The organism is Bacillus sp. AFS037270 (genome assembly GCF_002585305.1).
The window spans coordinates 52,122-71,061 of the sequence record NZ_NUNF01000051.1; the positions used below are offsets into that span (position 1 = coordinate 52,122).

The 18,940-nt window shown below is 39.7% G+C and carries 24 protein-coding genes and 1 pseudogene; 9 read left to right on the forward strand and 16 right to left on the reverse strand.

The window, feature by feature from the left end:
- The first annotated feature begins 84 nt into the window (after positions 1 to 84).
- Positions 85 to 1,455 (forward strand): S8 family peptidase, encoded by a 1,371-nt coding sequence (locus tag COD92_RS22945; protein ID WP_098532175.1) that lies wholly within the window; start codon positions 85 to 87, stop codon positions 1,453 to 1,455.
- A gap of 81 nt (positions 1,456 to 1,536) precedes the next feature.
- Here the strand turns inward: COD92_RS22945 and COD92_RS22950 are convergent, their stop codons facing one another.
- Positions 1,537 to 2,211, reverse strand: coding sequence for a DUF421 domain-containing protein (locus tag COD92_RS22950; RefSeq protein WP_098532174.1), 675 nt, complete (start codon positions 2,209 to 2,211; stop codon positions 1,537 to 1,539).
- A gap of 256 nt (positions 2,212 to 2,467) precedes the next feature.
- Between COD92_RS22950 and COD92_RS32220 the strand changes: the two genes are divergently transcribed.
- Complete coding sequence (locus COD92_RS32220; protein ID WP_176541330.1) at positions 2,468 to 2,611, forward strand: hypothetical protein; 144 nt, start codon at positions 2,468 to 2,470, stop codon at positions 2,609 to 2,611.
- Positions 2,612 to 2,821: 210 nt separating this feature from the next.
- Here the strand turns inward: COD92_RS32220 and COD92_RS33650 are convergent.
- From COD92_RS33650 to COD92_RS22960, 3 genes and pseudogenes are all read right to left on the reverse strand, one after another.
- A pseudogene (locus COD92_RS33650) lies at positions 2,822 to 2,954 on the reverse strand (hypothetical protein); the annotation flags it as partial.
- A gap of 153 nt (positions 2,955 to 3,107) precedes the next feature.
- Positions 3,108 to 3,359 (reverse strand): DUF1292 domain-containing protein, encoded by a 252-nt coding sequence (locus tag COD92_RS22955; protein ID WP_098532173.1) that lies wholly within the window; start codon positions 3,357 to 3,359, stop codon positions 3,108 to 3,110.
- Positions 3,360 to 3,453: 94 nt separating this feature from the next.
- Entirely contained in the window at positions 3,454 to 5,004 is a 1,551-nt protein-coding gene (locus COD92_RS22960; RefSeq protein ID WP_098532172.1) for a bifunctional GNAT family N-acetyltransferase/carbon-nitrogen hydrolase family protein, read from the reverse strand.
- Between the two features lie 181 nt (positions 5,005 to 5,185).
- On the opposite strand from COD92_RS22960, the gene COD92_RS32225 reads away from it, so the two are divergent.
- Together COD92_RS32225 and COD92_RS22965 are read left to right on the forward strand one after the other, a co-directional pair.
- On the forward strand, positions 5,186 to 5,338 hold the full coding sequence (locus COD92_RS32225) for a hypothetical protein (RefSeq protein ID WP_176541329.1): 153 nt from the start codon (positions 5,186 to 5,188) through the stop codon (positions 5,336 to 5,338).
- A gap of 39 nt (positions 5,339 to 5,377) precedes the next feature.
- Complete coding sequence (locus COD92_RS22965; protein ID WP_098532171.1) at positions 5,378 to 5,917, forward strand: GNAT family N-acetyltransferase; 540 nt, start codon at positions 5,378 to 5,380, stop codon at positions 5,915 to 5,917.
- A gap of 28 nt (positions 5,918 to 5,945) precedes the next feature.
- Here the strand turns inward: COD92_RS22965 and COD92_RS33005 are convergent, their stop codons facing one another.
- Positions 5,946 to 6,080, reverse strand: a complete 135-nt coding sequence (locus COD92_RS33005; RefSeq protein WP_255295295.1) for a hypothetical protein — start codon at positions 6,078 to 6,080, stop codon at positions 5,946 to 5,948.
- Between the two features lie 213 nt (positions 6,081 to 6,293).
- The gene (locus COD92_RS22970) at positions 6,294 to 6,677 is read right to left on the reverse strand and encodes a hypothetical protein (protein WP_098532170.1); all 384 of its coding nucleotides are present in this window, start codon (positions 6,675 to 6,677) and stop codon (positions 6,294 to 6,296) included.
- Positions 6,678 to 6,840: 163 nt separating this feature from the next.
- On the opposite strand from COD92_RS22970, the gene COD92_RS22975 reads away from it, so the two are divergent.
- On the forward strand, positions 6,841 to 7,590 hold the full coding sequence (locus tag COD92_RS22975) for an SAM-dependent methyltransferase (protein WP_098532169.1): 750 nt from the start codon (positions 6,841 to 6,843) through the stop codon (positions 7,588 to 7,590).
- A gap of 146 nt (positions 7,591 to 7,736) precedes the next feature.
- Here COD92_RS22975 and COD92_RS22980 read toward each other — a convergent pair whose 3' ends face one another.
- From COD92_RS22980 to COD92_RS22995, 5 genes are all read right to left on the reverse strand, one after another.
- Positions 7,737 to 8,378 carry an NAD(P)-dependent oxidoreductase gene (locus tag COD92_RS22980; RefSeq protein ID WP_098996571.1) on the reverse strand — a complete coding sequence of 214 codons (642 nt, stop codon included), beginning with the start codon at positions 8,376 to 8,378 and terminating at the stop codon, positions 7,737 to 7,739.
- Between the two features lie 183 nt (positions 8,379 to 8,561).
- Positions 8,562 to 9,392: an MBL fold metallo-hydrolase gene (locus tag COD92_RS22985; protein ID WP_098532167.1), complete on the reverse strand. Its 831-nt coding sequence runs from the start codon at positions 9,390 to 9,392 to the stop codon at positions 8,562 to 8,564.
- 15 nt (positions 9,393 to 9,407) lie between these two features.
- On the reverse strand, positions 9,408 to 10,373 hold the full coding sequence (locus COD92_RS22990) for a quinone oxidoreductase family protein (RefSeq protein WP_098996572.1): 966 nt from the start codon (positions 10,371 to 10,373) through the stop codon (positions 9,408 to 9,410).
- A 75-nt stretch (positions 10,374 to 10,448) separates the two neighbouring features.
- Positions 10,449 to 10,613: a hypothetical protein gene (locus COD92_RS32230; RefSeq protein WP_176541328.1), complete on the reverse strand. Its 165-nt coding sequence runs from the start codon at positions 10,611 to 10,613 to the stop codon at positions 10,449 to 10,451.
- A gap of 11 nt (positions 10,614 to 10,624) precedes the next feature.
- Entirely contained in the window at positions 10,625 to 11,263 is a 639-nt protein-coding gene (locus tag COD92_RS22995; protein WP_098532165.1) for a hypothetical protein, read from the reverse strand.
- Positions 11,264 to 11,607: 344 nt separating this feature from the next.
- Between COD92_RS22995 and COD92_RS23000 the strand changes: the two genes are divergently transcribed.
- The 4 genes from COD92_RS23000 to COD92_RS23015 all read left to right on the forward strand — a co-directional run bounded on the left by COD92_RS23000 (position 11,608) and on the right by COD92_RS23015 (position 14,342).
- Positions 11,608 to 12,198 (forward strand): guanylate kinase, encoded by a 591-nt coding sequence (locus COD92_RS23000; protein ID WP_098532164.1) that lies wholly within the window; start codon positions 11,608 to 11,610, stop codon positions 12,196 to 12,198.
- Between the two features lie 197 nt (positions 12,199 to 12,395).
- Entirely contained in the window at positions 12,396 to 12,815 is a 420-nt protein-coding gene (locus COD92_RS23005) for a MarR family winged helix-turn-helix transcriptional regulator (protein ID WP_255286598.1), read from the forward strand.
- 12 nt (positions 12,816 to 12,827) lie between these two features.
- Positions 12,828 to 14,033, forward strand: a complete 1,206-nt coding sequence (locus COD92_RS23010; RefSeq protein WP_098529022.1) for an MFS transporter — start codon at positions 12,828 to 12,830, stop codon at positions 14,031 to 14,033.
- Positions 14,034 to 14,153: 120 nt separating this feature from the next.
- Entirely contained in the window at positions 14,154 to 14,342 is a 189-nt protein-coding gene (locus COD92_RS23015) for a hypothetical protein (RefSeq protein WP_098529020.1), read from the forward strand.
- Between the two features lie 117 nt (positions 14,343 to 14,459).
- Here COD92_RS23015 and COD92_RS23020 read toward each other — a convergent pair whose 3' ends face one another.
- From COD92_RS23020 to COD92_RS23040, 5 genes are all read right to left on the reverse strand, one after another.
- Positions 14,460 to 14,972, reverse strand: a complete 513-nt coding sequence (locus tag COD92_RS23020; RefSeq protein ID WP_098529018.1) for a response regulator — start codon at positions 14,970 to 14,972, stop codon at positions 14,460 to 14,462.
- Between the two features lie 136 nt (positions 14,973 to 15,108).
- Positions 15,109 to 16,140, reverse strand: coding sequence for a Delta(5) desaturase DesA (gene desA, locus COD92_RS23025; RefSeq protein ID WP_141561133.1), 1,032 nt, complete (start codon positions 16,138 to 16,140; stop codon positions 15,109 to 15,111).
- Positions 16,141 to 16,510: 370 nt separating this feature from the next.
- Positions 16,511 to 17,056 carry a 6-phospho-3-hexuloisomerase gene (gene hxlB / locus COD92_RS23030; protein WP_098996573.1) on the reverse strand — a complete coding sequence of 182 codons (546 nt, stop codon included), beginning with the start codon at positions 17,054 to 17,056 and terminating at the stop codon, positions 16,511 to 16,513.
- Positions 17,053 to 17,694, reverse strand: coding sequence for a 3-hexulose-6-phosphate synthase (hxlA, locus tag COD92_RS23035; protein ID WP_098996574.1), 642 nt, complete (start codon positions 17,692 to 17,694; stop codon positions 17,053 to 17,055). Before hxlA ends, hxlB begins: the two co-directional genes overlap by 4 nt.
- Before the next feature lie 108 nt (positions 17,695 to 17,802).
- On the reverse strand, positions 17,803 to 18,780 hold the full coding sequence (locus tag COD92_RS23040) for a LacI family DNA-binding transcriptional regulator (RefSeq protein WP_098529012.1): 978 nt from the start codon (positions 18,778 to 18,780) through the stop codon (positions 17,803 to 17,805).
- Between the last annotated feature and the right edge of the window lie 160 nt (positions 18,781 to 18,940).

An 18,940-nucleotide genomic window follows, 5' to 3' on the forward strand; every position in this document is an offset into this window, starting at 1 on the left:
CTATACTAGTTTTTCAAACACATTCATAAAAGTGCCTAAAAGTAACATGCTATAAATAAAACTATTTACTATAGAGGTGTAGGAATGCGAAATAGGTTAATTTTCGGTATTTTCACATTAGGTTTAGGTATTATTCTGTTTGCTACCATGCGTCCCTTTTTTTTAGATAAGGGTGAACAGCGAAACAACTTAAATTCAATCACTCGAACCGAAAACACTGGCAGACCCTTGCAGGTACAAAATGTCCAGCATCGGAATGGAAAAATTCAACGAATTAATATGATCAAGACCAATCATCAGCTAGTGAACAGGCTAAACAACAGCCCCTCTATAAAGGTCATCAACCATAACAAAAAGGATAAAAGTCACTACTATGAAAATGAAATAGTCGTAAATTTTAAGACGATTCCTCCTCAAGAAAAAATTGCTCAATATTTAAAAGATATTGATGGGAGTCTAAGAGAAAAACATGAGACCGTGTATATTTTTAAATCCAACAGTAAAACCGCCAACGAACTCGAAAAATACTTTATCAGAAATCAAACTGTTGAATATGCAGAACCTCATTATATCTTTGTACCGAATGATGTGAATGACACCTACTACCAAAGCTATCAATGGAATTTACCGGCGATTGGGACGGAACAGGGATGGAATCTTACCCGCGGCTCCAAAAAGGTGAAAATTGCAGTAGTTGACACTGGTGTAGACCTGGATCATCCTGACCTCGTGCGGCGCTTAACAACCGGTTATAACGCCATTGATGATAATAACAACCCGGATGACGATAATGGACATGGCTCACACGTGGCTGGAATTATTGCTGCCGATACGAATAATGGTGTAGGCATGGCAGGAATTACATGGTACAACCCGATTATCCCGGTAAAAGTTATGGGTGCCGATGGGACTGGCGGTTCATTTTATGTTTCAAAGGGAATCCGCTGGGCAGTCGACCACGGGGCAGATGTGATTAATTTAAGCCTTGGAAATTACCAGAGCTGTGATGTATTAGAAAGTGCAATTGATTACGCTCAAGAAAAAAATGTCGTTGTAATCTCTGCGGCGGGTAATGATAGTACAAGCCAGCGAAGCTACCCCGCTGCCTATCCAGGTGTCTTGGGGGTAGCGGCAGTAGATTGGGATGGAAAACGGGCAGAGTTCTCGAACTTTGGTGATTATGTGGATGTGGCAGCACCTGGTGTGGAAATTCCGAGTACTTTTTCCAATGGAGAGTATGCCGCCCTTTCCGGAACCTCAATGGCAGCACCACATGTCACCGCATTGGCTGGCCTAATCCGATCCATTAATCCGAAGCTAAAAAATACGGATGTAGTTAAAATCATTACCAGCAGTGCGCGGCCGGTGAATCAAAACAGACAAAGCCCTTACTATGGGAATGGTATTATAAACAATGCTGAGGCACTCCAAATGGCAGCGAAGAAGAACAAATAGTTGTTAATCCATACACCGATTGGAACCTTCAAAAAAAATGGCTCAGTTCAACCGAACTGAGCCATTTCCCCCCACCAATAACTAGTTATATTCAGATATTTTCAAGCCATTATTTTCATGCCATTCTGCATACACTACTTCCTTATAATCGCTTATATTTTTATTCGTTAACTGCTCTTTGAGCCATTCTTCTGTTAAACCCGCTTCCATAAGATTGCCACTAATCAATTTCCCATCCATGATAAGCGCAAATGGTAAACTCACTTGTTTTTTAGGAATATTTAGGTCTTTCTTTGTAGGAGCCCCATAGTCATGTTTCGGGGAAACGCTGATTTGTCCGTCCCGTTCTAAAATCACATATTCGGCCTCATAGATAGAAAAATAGCCCTGTTTTCTCATTTGCTGTTGTAATTGATTTAAATCAATATGGTTCTTCTTTAGGCTTTTATAAAGGATTTCTCCATTTTTAATTAATAGTTCAGGTTCGCCTTCAAACCAGATTCTAAATACTATAAACTTTTGGGTTAATTTTTCAACACAATATATCAGCAGACCCCAAAACACAACAGTAAAAACAATTTCTGTTATATCAATCTTATCATCAAATACAGCATCCCCTACAAAATTCCCCATGACCAATCCGGTGATGAAATCAAAGGGAGTAATCTGTGAGAATTGAATTTTTCCCAAAAATTTTAATACAAGGAGAAGGGTAAAAAAACCGACAGTTAATTCCAAAGCAATATCTAAGTACATACATTTTTCTCTCCTATAAAAGGCCGTATATTATTTGTTCCATCTTTATTGTTACCAACTTCTTGATTTAAATATGTGCTTACTTTCTCTATCTTTTATAGGGTTTTTCAAAGAATACTAAAACAACATCAACTCTCTCATTTATCTGTATTATTTTGCTATTCCGTCTATTGCGGAACCGCTTTCATGTGAATATAATCACATGTATAATAAGGATATTAGGAATTCAATAACCCCAAATGGGAGGAAAATGATCATGATTAATGATTTTTGGTTTGAACTAAAGAACTGGTTTTTTGGAGAGCCGATCGATGAAGTAGAAGAATTTGAGCGCCTCGAATCACAGCATACCAGAGTTCACCATGATCAAAATATTCACGAGATCATCCGTGTCCATTAAACTATTTACTATTCAAGTAAGCCTTCTAAATAAGGAGGGCTTCTTTTTTCTTTTATATACCTAATATAAAAATGAGCTGAACTATTAATCGTCCAGCCCAGTTTAGAGATTTAATATGGATCAGACGGATGTACCATCTGTTCAGCTTCTGCTGCTGCTTCCTCCATCTTCGTATCTACATTTGTTCCTGCCTTGTTAAGTCCTTCTCTAATCATAGTTCTCTAATTGTCATAGGCCCTCCATTGCCTGCTGTTCGAACACTTTGATTGTTCGTAACGGGATGCCCCTAGCGATTTGTTAACGTATCTTCCGATTCATTTTGTGGATTTTGATTATTACTCATTTTATGCCTCCCTATTAATGCACAACAATAAAAAGTTACTCCTATTAAAAAAGGAATATGTATCATTATAAGTAAATAGTTGGAAGGATATTTTATGATTATAAAGGACTCAGTTCGAATGAACCTGAGCCTTTTAATTATAATTTACCTTTGCTACTCGGCCGGTGCCTCTTCCACTGCTATTTGATAGGCATCCAATATCGCTTGACTTTCCATTGGATTGTTAATGCCCACCAGGTATTGATTTCCTTCCTCTCCTTCAATCTTCATGACAATCGTTTCGTCGTCCGCCGCTAGAAGTGCATAAGATTCCTCTTCCATATCAAACAATGCCTCAACGGCAAACCGTTTTTGAATGCCCTCATTATCTTCAATTGTTATATAATCTCTTGGTACGTCACCCATCCAATTCACCCCTTCCTATACGTTTCCCCTTACGAAGGAACGTTATTAGGGGTATTTTAAAAAGCGGACAGTAATAGATTCTGCCCGCTTTCTCTCATGATTCGTTCATTAAATTTTTCCATTCAATTCGATACAAGTCCCGCCGACGATCCTGTAATTGTCGGACCGAACCAGATTTTTGCGAGCGTCTCAGCTTTTGGATATCCACGTCACCAACGACCACTGTATCGATATTGGCATCACATTCCCCAACAATTCCGTCCCGGGCAAACTCAAAATCAGACGGGCTGAAAATTCCTGATTGTGCGTATTGGATATCCATGTTCTTCACATGAGTTAAGTTGCCGACCGTTCCGGCAATACAGGTATAGATTTGATTTTCGATCGCCCGTGCCTGTGCACAGTACCGAACTCGCAAATAACCTTGGCGGTCATCTGTACAAAATGGAACGAAGATGATATTTGCCCCCATATCAACGGCCATCCGGCCAAGTTCTGGGAATTCAATATCATAGCAAATGAGGATCGCAATTTTTCCACAATCCGTCTCAAATACATTAAAATCGTTTCCTTCAGAAATGCCCCACCATTTTCGCTCATTCGGTGTGATATGCAGCTTCGACTGCCTCTCAATCGTCCCATCCCGCCGGAAAAGATAGGCGACATTAAACACCTCATCATTTTCTACAACAAAATGGGAACCCCCGATAATATTAACGTTGTATCGAACTGCGAGTTCTGTAAACAGCTCGATATATGGATCAGTATAGGTTGCTAAGAGCCTTACTGCCTGGTCTGGCCTTTTTTCTTCTAAAAAGGACATCAATTGGGTAGTAAAGATCTCAGGGAATACGGCAAAGTCAGAACCGAAGTCAGCCGCAACACTGACATAATATTCAACCTGACGCGTAAACTCGTCTAAACTGTCAATTTTTTTCATCATATATTGAATCGCACATATTCGGACAGGATCTGATGCCCGGTAGACGCGCCTGGACTTAGGATGATAATCGATATTGTTCCATTCCATCAAGGTCGCAAAAGCCTCCGATGCCTTGTCATCCGGCAGGTAGCGGGTATTAATCCGTTTAATCCTAAACCCCTGAAGGAGCTGGAAGGACAACACCGGGTCATAGATACTATGTTTTTCAACAGCATCAACATATTCACGGGCGGTCATTTTATCTTTATATAAATGATAGTTAGGAATTCGTCCGCCAATAATGATGCTTTGCAGGTTTAACTGGCGGGCAAGTTCCTTTCGTGCCTCATAAAGCCGGTGCCCTAGTTTCATCCTGCGGTACTCAGGATCGACCATTACTTCGATTCCATAAAGGTTAAATCCATCAGGATCATGATTGGTGATATACCCGTTGTCCGTAATGGTGTTCCAAGTATGCTGGTCTTTGTATTCATCAAAATTGACGATTAGACTTGAACATGAGCCGACAATTTTGTCTTCATATTCCACACAGAATTGACCCTCAGGGAATATGCGGATATGACTGCGCAGCTGCTCGCGTTTCCACGGTTCCATATTAGGAAAGCAAACCTTGCCCAACGCTATAATCTCATCAATATCTTCCATTCGTATGTTGCGAATAATGATTTTTTTTTCATATTTCGATACATCTGTTTCAGTCACATTCTCACACCCTCTTAATAAGAGTCTTACCCTCATTTTCTTAAAATGAAACTATTTTCTATTTATAGTTCCCAACAAAATACTTAATTACATATTCTTTGTCATTTTTAACAAAGAAGGATATGTCGTAAAGCGTGGAGAATACACTTTAAGTATACTGATCATGAAAGGATGAGTGAAGATGACATTTATCTTGGGAGTATTGGCATTACTAATTACGTTACTGGTCATTGCCACCATTTTATCGATAGAAGCACAGTTAAAGAAACTCAATATGACAAATAGGAAAATTCTTGAATTGCTTACTGAGCTAAAGAAAGATGATATAAAGTGATTCTTAAACTTGCGAATTTACCAAAAAGGAGACCCAATCATGATTGAACTACAATATTTTGATCGCTCTGATTTTCAAAAACTTATTAGTTGGATTGATTCACCTCAGTTCCTTCTTCAATGGAGCGGTCCTGCATTCGACTATCCCTTGACGGAAGAGCAGCTAGAAAAATACATTGAGAATGCCAATAAAGAAGAATCGGATACCTTGGTTTATAAAGTAATCGATCAAGAAACTGGGGATGTTATTGGACATATCTCATTGGGAAAGATTGATAGAAAAAATAACTCTGCGAGAATTGGCAAAGTGCTTGTCGGTAATCAAGATGTTAGAGGTAAAGGGATCGGTCAGCAAATGATAAAGGCAATTCTTAAGATTGCATTTGATCAATTACATTTGCATCGAGTTAGTCTTGGGGTATTTGACTTTAATACTTCTGCGATGGCCTGCTATGAAAAAGCGGGTTTTATAAAAGAAGGTTTACATCGGGATTCAAGTAAGAATGGGGACGAATATTGGAGTTTATGGGAAATGAGTATGTTAGAGAATGAGTGGTTAAACGTAAGAACCAAAAAATGACTTGGTACTCCCAAGCCATTTTTTAGGCTTAATTTTTTTTTGCTTTACTAACACCTTCGGTTAGTTCAACGACGCCCCACCCCATAACAACATTCTTTTCCCAGTTTTCAAACAATTTCGACATCTTAGATTGAGTGGCTTTTTTTTCGATCATTTTTTCCATATGTGGAAAACCCCTTTAATTCGTATTTCCCCAATGCTTTATATTAACTAAAAAATTTATTTGAGTTGTTATGTATTCCTAAGTAATGTTACGATAAAATTCAAAATTCGTAAAATATTAATTTTGAATAAATTCGATAACTTTTAGTTATAATGGATTAACTTTTAAAAAAAATAAAAGGACCCAGTACTTTATTAAACTGGATCCAGGGCTTTACAATTTCTCTTTGGTTAAAGATAATTCCTTTATTTTATCAATCCAATCCTTGAAACTGCCAAATTCATCAGGATCAAATCCAAAGTGTTCTTTTATAAGCCGGACTATCTCATTCTCCTGGTCTTGAAGGACGCCATCGGAATAAATCAATTGTAATAATTCAGTTAAAACGATATTTTTAGATCGTTCACTCTTGAAGGTTTTTAGAATATCCTCAACAGCCATCCCTGTCGGTACATAATCCTCAAGTTCCAATTCCTTCTGATACTTGTTAAGTATAGTGGTCTCAAATATTGATAAATTCCCATCAATTGATGCAATTAAAACAGCTAGTTCAAGAAAAGCGGTCTTTTCCTCTCGCTGAAGTTCTGCTAAAAACATCGCTACATCTCCTTTTCTTCTTTCTTATATATACGAAAAAAGTTGGACTAAGTTTCAACTTTTTAAAAGATTGAACAGCTTAGTTGCCCGAGGCCTGTATTATAATAAGTTGGTATAACCTTGTTTAGTTTATGCAGTTATGATGATAAAAGGAGATTAAAAGATGGATCGAAATAAATTTTCATCTATAGCCCACCGTAATCATGCTTTTGCAAATCCTATCAGTGAAGCTAAACTTATGAAAATGGTAGGGCTGGCTATTCCAAAGGCTAACGATAAAGTGATAGATATTGGAGCCGGAAAATGTGAACTGTTAATCCGCTTGGCGGAAAACTTTCAGGTAAAAGGGACGGCCATTGAATTGTATGACGTTGCAATTGAAGAAGCAAAACGAACGGCTGCTGGCAGGATTCCAGACGGAAGCATTGACTATATTGTAGAGGACGCAGGGATTGCCGTCAAAAGATTAGAACTTGGGAGTTTTGATTTAGGAGTTTGCATTGGTTCGACTCACGCTTTGGGCGGTCTTGAGGTGACCTTAAGGACGCTTAAAGATCTCGTAAAGAAGAATGGCTTTATTCTAGTTGGTGAAGGGTATTGGAAGCAGACACCGAGTCCTGAATATTTGGAGGCGCTAGGCGGTGCGGAGTCGGAATGTAAAAGCCATGCCGATACGGTCATGGCTGGCGAGGAGTTAGGTTTAATCCCGATCTGGTCCTATGTGGCAAGTGATGAGGAGTGGGATGAGTATGAGTGGCTTTATTCTTCTTCTATTGAGAATTATGGTTTAGAGAATCCAGATGACCCGGATGTTGACGCAATGCTAGAGCGAATTCGGTCCTGGAGACGTACGTATTTGAAATGGGGCCGTGATACTTTGGGATTTGGGTTGTATTTGTATCGGAATGTGTAAGATAAAAAATAGTCTATATTCTTGTGGGGGTGGAAATTTTATGAAGGACATTTTTGAGTTTGTACTTTTCAGTTTTGTCCTTCACATCATCCCTGCATCCAAATAAAATACCATTAGCCTATTTTTACTAATGGTATTTTTTATTATTATTCTGCTTCAGACACTAAAGTAAATCTCTCATTAATGTGTTGTGGATTTTCAATTTCATCCAATACGGCAATGGCAAAATCTGCGTAACTTAGATAGCTTTGTCCTTGTGTATTTACCAAAATATGATCTTTTCCTTTTGTATACGAACCAGTTCTTTTACCTTCTGGATTAAAGAATGCTGCAGGACTAATAAATGTCCACTTTATATCGGTTGAATTTTGTAAATCTGCTAGGTTTTTTCCTTGATTTAATGCAGTAGGATAATACTCTTTTCGAAAATCTGGAGTATCCATAACACGAGTGGTTTTAGCTTCATCCACAAACAGACTGCCTGCCCCGCCGACAACAATTAATCTTGTTTCTGCTGCGCCTTTTAGCGCCTCAATTAAGACCCTGCCTGCATCAACATGAAGGTGTTCTTGCCCAGGTGCGGCACCATAAGCATTTACAACCACATCAAATTGGTTAACGTCATCTGCTTTTAATGAAAAAATGTCTTTTTCTAACACTGTAACTGATTCGTTTTGAAGTTTTGCTGCATTACGAACGATTGCCGTTACTTCGTGACCTCTTTCAAGGGCTTCTTTTACAATAAGGCTTCCTGCTTTTCCAGTAGCACCAATAATACCAATTTTCATATTTAACTCCCCCATTACGTTTATAATGTAACACAATTGATTACATGTAATAACATAAGTTACAGGATAACCTTTTGTCAACTTTTATATTCTTAATTTAAAAAGAGGAACCTATCCTCACAGCTGCACGAGGATTAGGTTCCTTTTTGTTATATATAGATAATTATAAAAAGTAAATTGCGTTTATACCCCTTTACTGCCTACATACTCCTTCCGCACAATCTCCACATTGTCTTTATGACATTCCTTCGTAAAGTTAGACGGAAAAGGCATTTCTATTTCTAGGGCTCTCTGTCGCTCTACATCCTCGTCGACCACAGCAGCAATCAAACGGCCTAGATAATCCTGCGACAATTGGATCCGGCGCTTAATCTCCGCTTGTTCAGAAGTAGTTTGTCCATGCCCTGGGACCAGTACCGAAACCTTATGATTTAATAAAATTTGCTCAGATTTCCGCAATGTTGCCTCATACGCTTTTGCGCTATAATAGATAAACGGCAGTTCAAAATCGGAAAGGTAATCGCCCGCCACCCAAAGCCCAAGCGGCTCTACCAATGTAAATAAGCCATCATGCGTATGACCCTGCGCTAGGTAAAAGGTTAGCGTCGTCTCCCCCAACACCAGCTGCTGCCCATCTTTATGGATCACGCAATCTACTTCCGGAAAGCCAACCTCGTAAGGAGGCTCAATATAATACTCATTATAAAATTGCTGAATCAGCTCTAATTTTTGCGCTTTTTCTGGATGTTCCTGCAAGCCTTTACTGCCAATCACTTTCGCGTCCGGGAACGCATGATATCCAATGATGTGGTCGAAATCTCCGTGTGTAAACAAAAGATACACGTCCCGATCCCCCTTAACACGGGCAACATGTTCCTTGATTTCCTCTATTTCATGTGGGAGCCAGTTTGGATCTACCACGATCACGAGGTCCTTCGTCAACGCTACCGTACAAGTTGTCTGAAATAAGGCACTTTGAAATACCGTTATCGATTCATTTTGAAATTGAATCATGTCTACTCCCTCTCCCTAAGGAATTAATAATATTTTCCCTGTACTCTTGCGGCTTTCAAGATACCGGTGAGCTTCCTGCCCATCCTTTAACGCGAAAATGGTTGGCGCTGCTACCCGGACTTTCCCCTCTTCCATCCAGCGGAAAAGCTCTCTTGACCTAATGACCCGCTCTTCACGGGAAGTCAGCACGTTCCATAGATCTCCGCCTGTAAGTGTCTTAGACGTATCCATTAACATCCTTGGATCCACAAGCGCTGGGTCTCCTCCAGCCATGCCATAGAAAACCACCGTTCCGCCAACTCGCGTCACCTCAAAACTATCGGAAAGTGTGGATCCTACTGATTCATAAACCACATCGACGCCTTTACCGTTTGTCGACTCAAGAACCTGGCTTTTCCAATCATCCTGATACAAGTAAACCTTCTCGGCTCCTGCCTCCTTAGCAGCAGCCGCTTTTTCAGGAGATGAGGTTAAACCAATTACCTTTCCCCCGAGCAGGTTTACGATTTGGACGAGCAGCTGTCCAACACCGCCAGCAGCTGCATGAACCAGAACAACATCATTCTCTTTCACAGCGTAGCTGTCCCGCGTTAAATAGTGTGCAGTTAAACCTTGAAGCAATACAGATGCGGCATCATTCAATGAGATCTGCTCCGGAACTGGAATGGCCTTTTCAAAAGGGACAGCAGTCAGCTCAGCATTCGCATAGGGGACATCAGCGAATGCGATTCGGTCACCAACCTTAATGCCCCCCACATTTGCTCCTATTTTTTCTACGATTCCAGCACCTTCATACCCTAAAATGTAAGGTGGCGCGCCCGCTAAGTGGTAGTTTCCTTTTCTTCTGTAGATATCAGCAAAGTTGAGGCCAATCGCCTTCATTTTTACTAGAACTTCATCCGGACGGATCACTGGTTGTCCGATTTCTGTATATTCGAGAACATCTGGTCCTCCAAAAGTATTAAATACTAGTGCTTTCAACTAAATACCCTCATTCATTCTAAATTTAATGATTACGTTTTTATTATTTAGAATTGTCGTTTAGAAAGCAAGTAACTAGTCATGTCCCTCTAGCGTGATTAGCTGGTCAATCACTTCCCCCTGTTCCTTTGCAGCCACATCATTTGAGATATTCCCGATTTGTGACCGGACAAACACTTCATGTAAATGGCGGGCAAGTAACTTCATCCTAATCAGAAAGGGCGGTTGGATACCATCCACCGCCCTTACCTCTATTCAGGAATCGTCATCTCCAGTTTACCTTCGTGGTTCGTTACCTCCACTATCTTATCAACAAACAAATATGGCGTATCATAGCGGTCTTGCTTTTTGATATCAACATAACTATTATTCGCCGTCAGAACCGGAAACACCGCATTTGTTTTCTTAAATAAGTTTTGGGTAACCTCTACCTCTGCCATTAGGATAATCTGTTTATTGGAAAGCGCAAAATATAACTTTCCAATCTCAAGGTCATCCTCAATAATCATAACCTGTTGCAGAACCGAAATCAGGCATGTTACAAAATCATTCACCCGTTCGTTTGATAACCCTTCTAATCCAAAAGCCGCCAAAGTTTTGTTTAGTCCATTCTTTATTTCCTTAAATGAAAATACATCTTCAATTCGGAAAGCCGATTTTGTTTTCCCAAGACTTTCGAACTTCTTTTTCGTTTCAAACAGGTATTGTTTTACATAGCCTTGATGCTGATCACGCAGCATCACAAAGTCAGACAGCTCTTGTATGCTTCGAATCTCTTTACTCTGATTCCGAATGACTAGTAAAAAACCATAGAGATCTTTCTCATCAAAGGTGTTTCCTACTAATTTTTCATAATAATAATGCAGTAATGATTGCTCTTTCTTATCCATTGTTGTTCTCCTACTATTTAAATATCTTTTCTATTGTACCGTATGGCAGTCTGAATCTACTAATCTTTCTTTTTAATAAGTAAAACTTATCGTATTTGATGAAAATTAATTACTTTTTTTTATTGCCGATTTAGGTTATGATAGAAGAAAGGGCCTTTTGGGTTTGACTTCTCTTAACATCCATTATTCTGATTATGCATTTGGGATTGCTTGTTTTGAAATAAAATCATCCAAAAAACCCATCTATTTCCACTGCATATTTGATATAATGGTAGTAAACCCCATAAACACCTGCAAAACCCACTAGTAACTATTTTTTCATTAATACCAAAGGAGGCTTCACTATGTATCAAATCAAAGGAAAAGAAAAAATATTTGTGTATACAGGTCCCGATGGATCAGGTCGAAAGACGATTGCGAAAATGGTCGCTACCGCATTTGATATGGAAACTGTCATCTCTTACACCACTCGTTCCCCACGTCACTATGAAAAAAATGGTGAAGACTACCACTTTGTCAGCGAAGAAAACTTCAATCAGATGGAAACTAACCAAGAATTTCTTGAAAGTGTAGAAATTGATGGGATTCATTATGGAATCCGTGAACAGGACATTGTTGAGGCTTTTCAAAATCACGACTACGTCTATTTAACCTTAAATCCAGAAGGAACGGAAAAGTTGAAAAAGATGTATGGCGAAAATGTCGTCCGAATCTTTATCTTTGCTGACCGGGATACCGTTATTCAAAGACAGCATGACCGGCAAGATCCTGATGATGCAATTGAACGGCATATGACCCATTACGATGAAACGATGGAATATAAAAACAGCTGTGAGTATGCATATGAAAATTATGATTCCCCACAGGTTGCTTATCAAATCAGCGAATTGATCGAATCCTTTTTAGATCGGAACCTAACTGTAACAGATTACTAAGTAGTTATAAGAAAAGCGCAAGCGCCNNCTTTTATACTTTCTTATCTTATAAAAAAGGCAAACAGTGCCCAACACTGTTTGCCTTTTTTTATTTATGGACTGGACATAATACAAGTAATTGTGTTAAATTATTATAGTTACCCACGATAACTATTACCTACGGTAACTAATTTTAAAGAAATAAAGAGGTGTTTTCGATAAAAACTTCTCAAAAGTTCTTTCACCAATTACTTATGATGTATCGGCCGTTTGAAAATAGGCTGAATGTTCATCTAGCAGAGCACCAGCTTTATAGAGCACAATGGACGATTTTATACTACTTAGCTAATAATGAATCAGCGACACTAGTGGAGCTTTCCCATTATATGAGTGTAGAGAAACCCACTGTTACCCGAACAATTAACCGTTTGGAGGAGCTCGGGTTTGTCGAACATGTCCCCGGAAAGGACAAACGTGAAAAGAGAATGCAGCTTTCGGCTGCTGGACAAAAAGTATATAAAGATGTGCGTGTAACAATTGACCAATACGAACAAGAAATCTTAGAAGGGATCACGGAGGAGGAGCAAATTGAGGCCATCCGGATCATGGGGGAAATTCGAAATAATATTACAAAGTAAGGGGTTAATAAAGTGAATTCATCAAGATTATGGACAAAGGATTTTATTATTGTTTCTGGTATCAATTTTCTAATAAACCTTGTGTTTTATTTATTAATAGTCATTATTGGGGAGTACGCAGTCGATCAATTTCATGCTTCCACTAGTGAGGCAGGCCTTGTCACAGGTATCTTTATTATCGGCTCTTTAATCGGCAGACTTTTTACCGGTCGTTTCATTGAGTCATTAGGACGCAGAAGAACGCTATTTATTGGTCTGGTTTTCTTTATCATAACGACAATTCTTTATTTAATCAGCTCTAACATAGGCATCATGCTGACTACACGTTTATTGCATGGTATTGCTGCTGGTATTGTCGGAACAGCTACTGGTACGGTCGCCGCACAAATTATTCCGGCCGCACGAAAAGCAGAGGGAATTGGTTACTTTAGCATGAGTACTACCCTAGCTACAGCAATTGGCCCGTTCATCGGACTATATATGACGCAGCATACCACTTTCCAAATGATTTTTATTTTTTCCGTCGTTTTGGGAATCATAAGTTTCATCACATCATTGTTTGTTCATGTTCCTGCCGTAACAGTAACTGCCAAACAAACTGGCGAAATACAAGGAGGAGGCTTTAAGCTTTCAAACTTTATTGAGCCTAAGGCTGTGCCGATTGCCCTCATAACACTTGTTATTTCTTTTTGTTATTCAAGTGTTCTTTCATTTATTAAGTTCTATGCGAATGAAATTAACCTAGTTAGTGCAGCAAGCTTTTTCTTTCTTGTTTATTCTGTTGCTGTTTTATTCTCACGCCCTTTCACCGGCCGCTTGATGGACACGAGAGGTGCAAACTATATTATGTACCCTGGCTTTGTTATTTTAGCAGCTGGAATGGTGCTTCTAAGTTCGGTCAATTCAGGGCTTATGTTACTTGTGGCCGGCGCTCTGATTGGTCTTGGCTTTGGAAATATGCAATCAAGCACACAGGCTATTGCAGTCAAATTAACACCGGCGCACCGGATGGGATTGGCCACTTCAACATTCTTTATCGCTCTTGATGCCGGACTAGGGTTTGGACCTTATATACTTGGATTCATCATTCCCGTAACGGGTTATAGATCATTATATGTGATTCTTGGATTAGCTGTTTTTGTATCTACAGTTCTGTACTATTTCTTGCATGGTAAAAAGGAACATGAGTTACGAGCAAATCTTAAGTCAGCAGCATAAATATAGGTAAGAGGCGAACAGCCTTTTCCTCTTTTTTTTATACATGTCTAACACTTGCATAAGACCTGCTGGAAGGAAATAAGATAAAATAAGGATCCTAAATTAAGGGGTTGTTCTAGGGTGGCCATATTTAATAAGATTGCATTATTTTTTGTCATTTTGTATTCTGTTATCATTTTGATAAATACTTATTTGGGAGAAAGTGAACGGCTTCAATCAAATGTCATGTTTTTTTTGATGAATGGGTTTGCCTATATTGTCTCGGCTTTGGAAGTAGAAAAAGAGAAACAAATTGTTTTGGAGACCTGATTTTCTTCCGATTTTCACATCGAGAAAGCAAGTGATTTTTAACTAAACGTTTGATTAGTTTTATGAAAAAGGCGCCTGCACCTTTACCCGGTGCAAGCGCCTTTTTTTATTAAAGTATTAACCTGTAGGGAGTTTCATTTTTTCCCTTATCGTAGAAAGATATCTTTTTACAGTCCCAAGCATCGGCTTATCGTGCGGAATTAAATCATTACTTGTTTCCATACCTTCTTGCTCAAATCTTTCGTCCATTAGTTCATGAGAATAAATTCGCCCGCCAGCGAAAATGCTTCGAATAGAACATGCTAACTCTTCACTGGGACTGTCTTTCAGTAAATATCCTCTTACATCCGCTTTTAACGCGCGCTGCCAATAGCCTTGTCTAGCAAAGGTAGTCAAAATAATCACCTTACAGCCTAATGGTTTTAGGATTTCTGCTGCCTCTAGACCGCTTTTGATAGGCATCTCGATATCCATTAGACAAACATCCGGCTTTAAACGGTGTACAAGCCTTATGGCCTCTTCCCCATCTGCCGCAAGACCGATGACTTCCATATCATCTTCCAAATTGAGGAGAGTACCAATTGCCTCTAACAGCATTTCCTGATCTTCCGCTATTACAATTCGAATCACATTTGTTCTCTCCTTATCCGCAGCTAAGGAAATGCGCAAGTACCCGTTTAGTTGGTGTTGAAACTGGCACATTCTCTATTTTTATACTTACTTGTAAGACATCGACTCCTCCTGGTAGAGAGGAGTCAGCCCATTTTTATAATTCAGGTTTTGCTTGAACAGCTATTCTCTTTTTCGCAACAGCTTTTATATCCTTAAAAGTGATAAAGTTCTTTGCTTTCTCATCCCAAAGACGAAATCGCAGTGAACGAAGGCTTGTTGCAAGAGTAATCGTAGGGACGTGCTGTAATGGCGAGGTGCTAGTGTGCGCCTCTTCGAGTTTATAATTAGGGACCCTTGGACTTAAGTGGTGAACATGGTGAAAGCCGATATTACCTGTTAGCCATTGTAATACTTTCGGAAGCTTGTAGAAGGAACTTCCTTCGACCGCTGCTAATACATATTCCCACTCTTTGTCATGCTCAAAATATGAGTCTTCAAAGGTATGCTGTACATAGAACAGCCAAATACCCGCTGCTCCTGAAATCATGAAAATGGAGCCTTGCACTAACAAAAACAACTGCCAGCCGAGCGCCCAACAAAGCAAGGCAACCAAGGCCACTATTATAATATTGGTTAAATAAGTGTTGTTACGTTCCTTTGTTCTTGCACCTTTACGGTTGAATCTATTTTTTAAAAGGAATACATAAATGGGACCTAATCCAAACATAACCAAAGGATTGCGATAAAATCTGTATGCCAAACGCGTTTTCAGCGGTGCAGCTAGATATTCATCAACTGTCAGCGTCCAAATATCCCCTGTGCCACGCTTATCTAAATTGCCGCTTGTAGCATGATGAACGGAGTGGTCATGTCCCCATTGATCAAAAGGATGCATGGTAAGAACACCCATACACGTTCCTACGATACGGTTGGCACGACGGCTCTTAAAAAAGGAGAAATGAGTACAATCATGGAAAATAATAAAAATTCTTGTTAAGAAACCTGCTGCAATTATAATCGGAACCAGAGCTAACCAATACGAAACCGACAGGCTCGCGTAAGCTAGGTACCAAAGTGCAATAAAAGGGACAACTGTGTTGATAATTTGGAAAATACTTTCTTTAGTTGTTGATTTTTCAAACGGAGCTACTTGTTTCTTTAAATTTTTCGTATCATGTATAGTCATTTCGTGAATTCCCTTCTTTCTTATTCTTACTTCAAAGTATAGAGGAAGGTAAATGTACATGTTAGTAGCAGGTGTCATATGACAACCATGATAAATGTCATATTTACGGTGTAAATATTGCAAATGGTGTCAGGCACCGTTGATTTTACTCGGTTTTCAGCGAGGTTGCTGGAAGAAATTACATAATATTTTTTAAAAGTTTTTTATTGACTTCTCTCTTCCCACGTTTCAACTTCAAGAAAAAAGGCTGATTCAAAGGGTCTCCTTTGAATCAGCCAAGCTTTGAAGCTCATCATTGTCAATGTGCATGTAGGATGGACACTGTACACGAGAGGTGTCAGGCACCATTTATACTATTTACAACATCCCGCTATTCTAAATTGCTATGGCGGGCGAAGGCGTCATTGTTGCTTACGCTGCTTAGTTGGCTGTACTGAAGACAGATGGTGTCAAATAGCAGGTGAACGCATTGGTCGAATAAGGAGCCCAGCGGCTGAATGGTTTTAAGTTCATTTTCACGGCGGTATTTGGTTGCTGCTGGAACATGCAGGATTCTAGTGGCAGCCGCTGCTAGTGGTGATTCTGGATTAGTCGTCACCGCAATAACCGGGCAGCCAAGTGATTGTGTCTTTTCAGACGTCCAAACAACACTCTTGGTTGTTCCAGACCCCGATACGGAGACCAATAAGTCTCCTTCACCAATCGCTGGAGTGATTGTTTCTCCAACAACATACACCGTTGCACCTAAGTGCATTAATCTCATCGCGAACGATTTGGCCATTAATCCTGACCGTCCTTCACCAATGATAAAAATACGTTCTGCCTTTTGTAATTCACCAGCCAATTCTTGCAGTTGTTCTTCTGCCACTTGGCTTAATACTGTCTCAATTTCCTTTAAAATAGTTGAAACGATCATACTAACTCCTCCTGTTGGCAAACTTGTTTGAACTTATCAGCCGCTTCAGCGGGATTTTCTGCTTTCGTAATCGCCGATCCAATAATCGCAATAGCGGGATTTAATGTTGCCCTTAATGCACCAATTGACTCCAACGTAATTCCGCCGGCAGCTGCCACCTGAATGGCCGGATCATCAAAAAGCTGCCCATCCTTGTCTCCGCGATTCAGCGAGCCCGCTTCCTCTTGCTCATCCTTACTGACATGATCACAAAAGATGGCTTCCTTGTATTTCATTAATGCACTTTTTTGCTCTGAAGATGTATTCAATAAGTCAATCATGACTTTTTTATTATACCGACGGGCCACTTCCATACATGCATCGATGGTAACAAGCGGTGATACGCCCATAACGGTCGCCACATCCGCCCCCGCTTCGAAACACATTTCAAATTCATAACGGGCATTATCAATGGTTTTAATATCCGCCACCACTGTTTTTGCAGGAAATGCCTGTTTCAGTTCTTTCACACTGACAACACCAAATTCTTTGATCAAGGATGTCCCCACCTCAATCCAATCAATCGAATCTGTGACTTTCCTCGTTAGCTCAATGGCTTCTGCAATCTCCATTCGATCCAAAGCTAATTGTATTTTCATTAAAATAAACTCCTTTTCCTTAAAAGTAAAACGGTTTACTAAATCGATTTAGTAAAAGTATACGACATTTTAACACAATTGAATAGAGGGGATGACCAACATCCCCTGCTATACCAACTTACTAGGAAAAACAAACTCTTCTGGTTCTCTGTCGACTTTATTAATTTGTTCAAATAATAGTTCCGCAGCCTTTGTTCCCATCTCGCTTGCTGGTTGAATAATAAATGTAACCGGCGTTTCCACCACCTGGGCAAACGGAATATTATCAAATACTACTAACTCGATATCCTGACCAATCTTCAATCCTTTATCTCTTAGACACCTGACTACCTCTAAAAAGACACGATCATTACCAGCAAAGATGGCTGTCGGTCTTTCCTCCAATGAAAAGAGCCCTTCAAGCTTACTTTTCATCCCCGGAATATCAGATTCTATCACAAAATCAGGATTGATTTCGAGCCCGGCATCTTTCATGGCCTGCTGATAGCCCTCAAATCGCTCCGTTCGGGTACTCACCTTCAAGGGCTGGACAGCAAATGCAATTCTCCGATGACCCTTCGCCACAAATTGCTGAATCGCACGATAAGTGGACTCCCGATTATCCGTCACAATTGAAAAAACAGATAGATTTTGCACTTTCCGGTCCACAAACACAACCGGATAACCTTGCCTAATCATATTCTCATATAATTGATTATTTTGTCCGGTTGGAAAAATAATCAAGCCATCCACTTGTTTGGCCCGCAGCATGTCAATATACTTCTTTTCCTTTTCAGGATCATCATCGGCATTACACACGATCGCATGCAGGTCGTGATGGTTGCAATAATCCTCAATGGCCCTGCTTACCTCGGTTGAAAAATAATGCATAATATTCGCGACAATAATCCCCACCATTGAGGTCCGTTTTTGCTTTAAACTTCTAGCAATATAGTTAGGCTGATACCCCAATGCTTCAATGGCTTCTTCAATTTTTTGCTTTGTTTTTTCCCCCATATATTCAAAGCGATTATTTAAATACTGTGAAACCGTACTTTTGGAAACACCAGCTGCTTTCGCAACATCTGCCATCGTTACTTTTTCCATTTCAATCGTCCTCTTTCATTCACTATCGATGACTTTATTTTAGCGGCAATGATGTAAATTTACCAGTTACTTAGAAAAGCGCAAGCGCCTTGGTCAGCTCCGATATAGGGCGACTTGTCGATTGGCCAGCGAAAGCAGGTTCAAAGACTAGTCGCCCTTA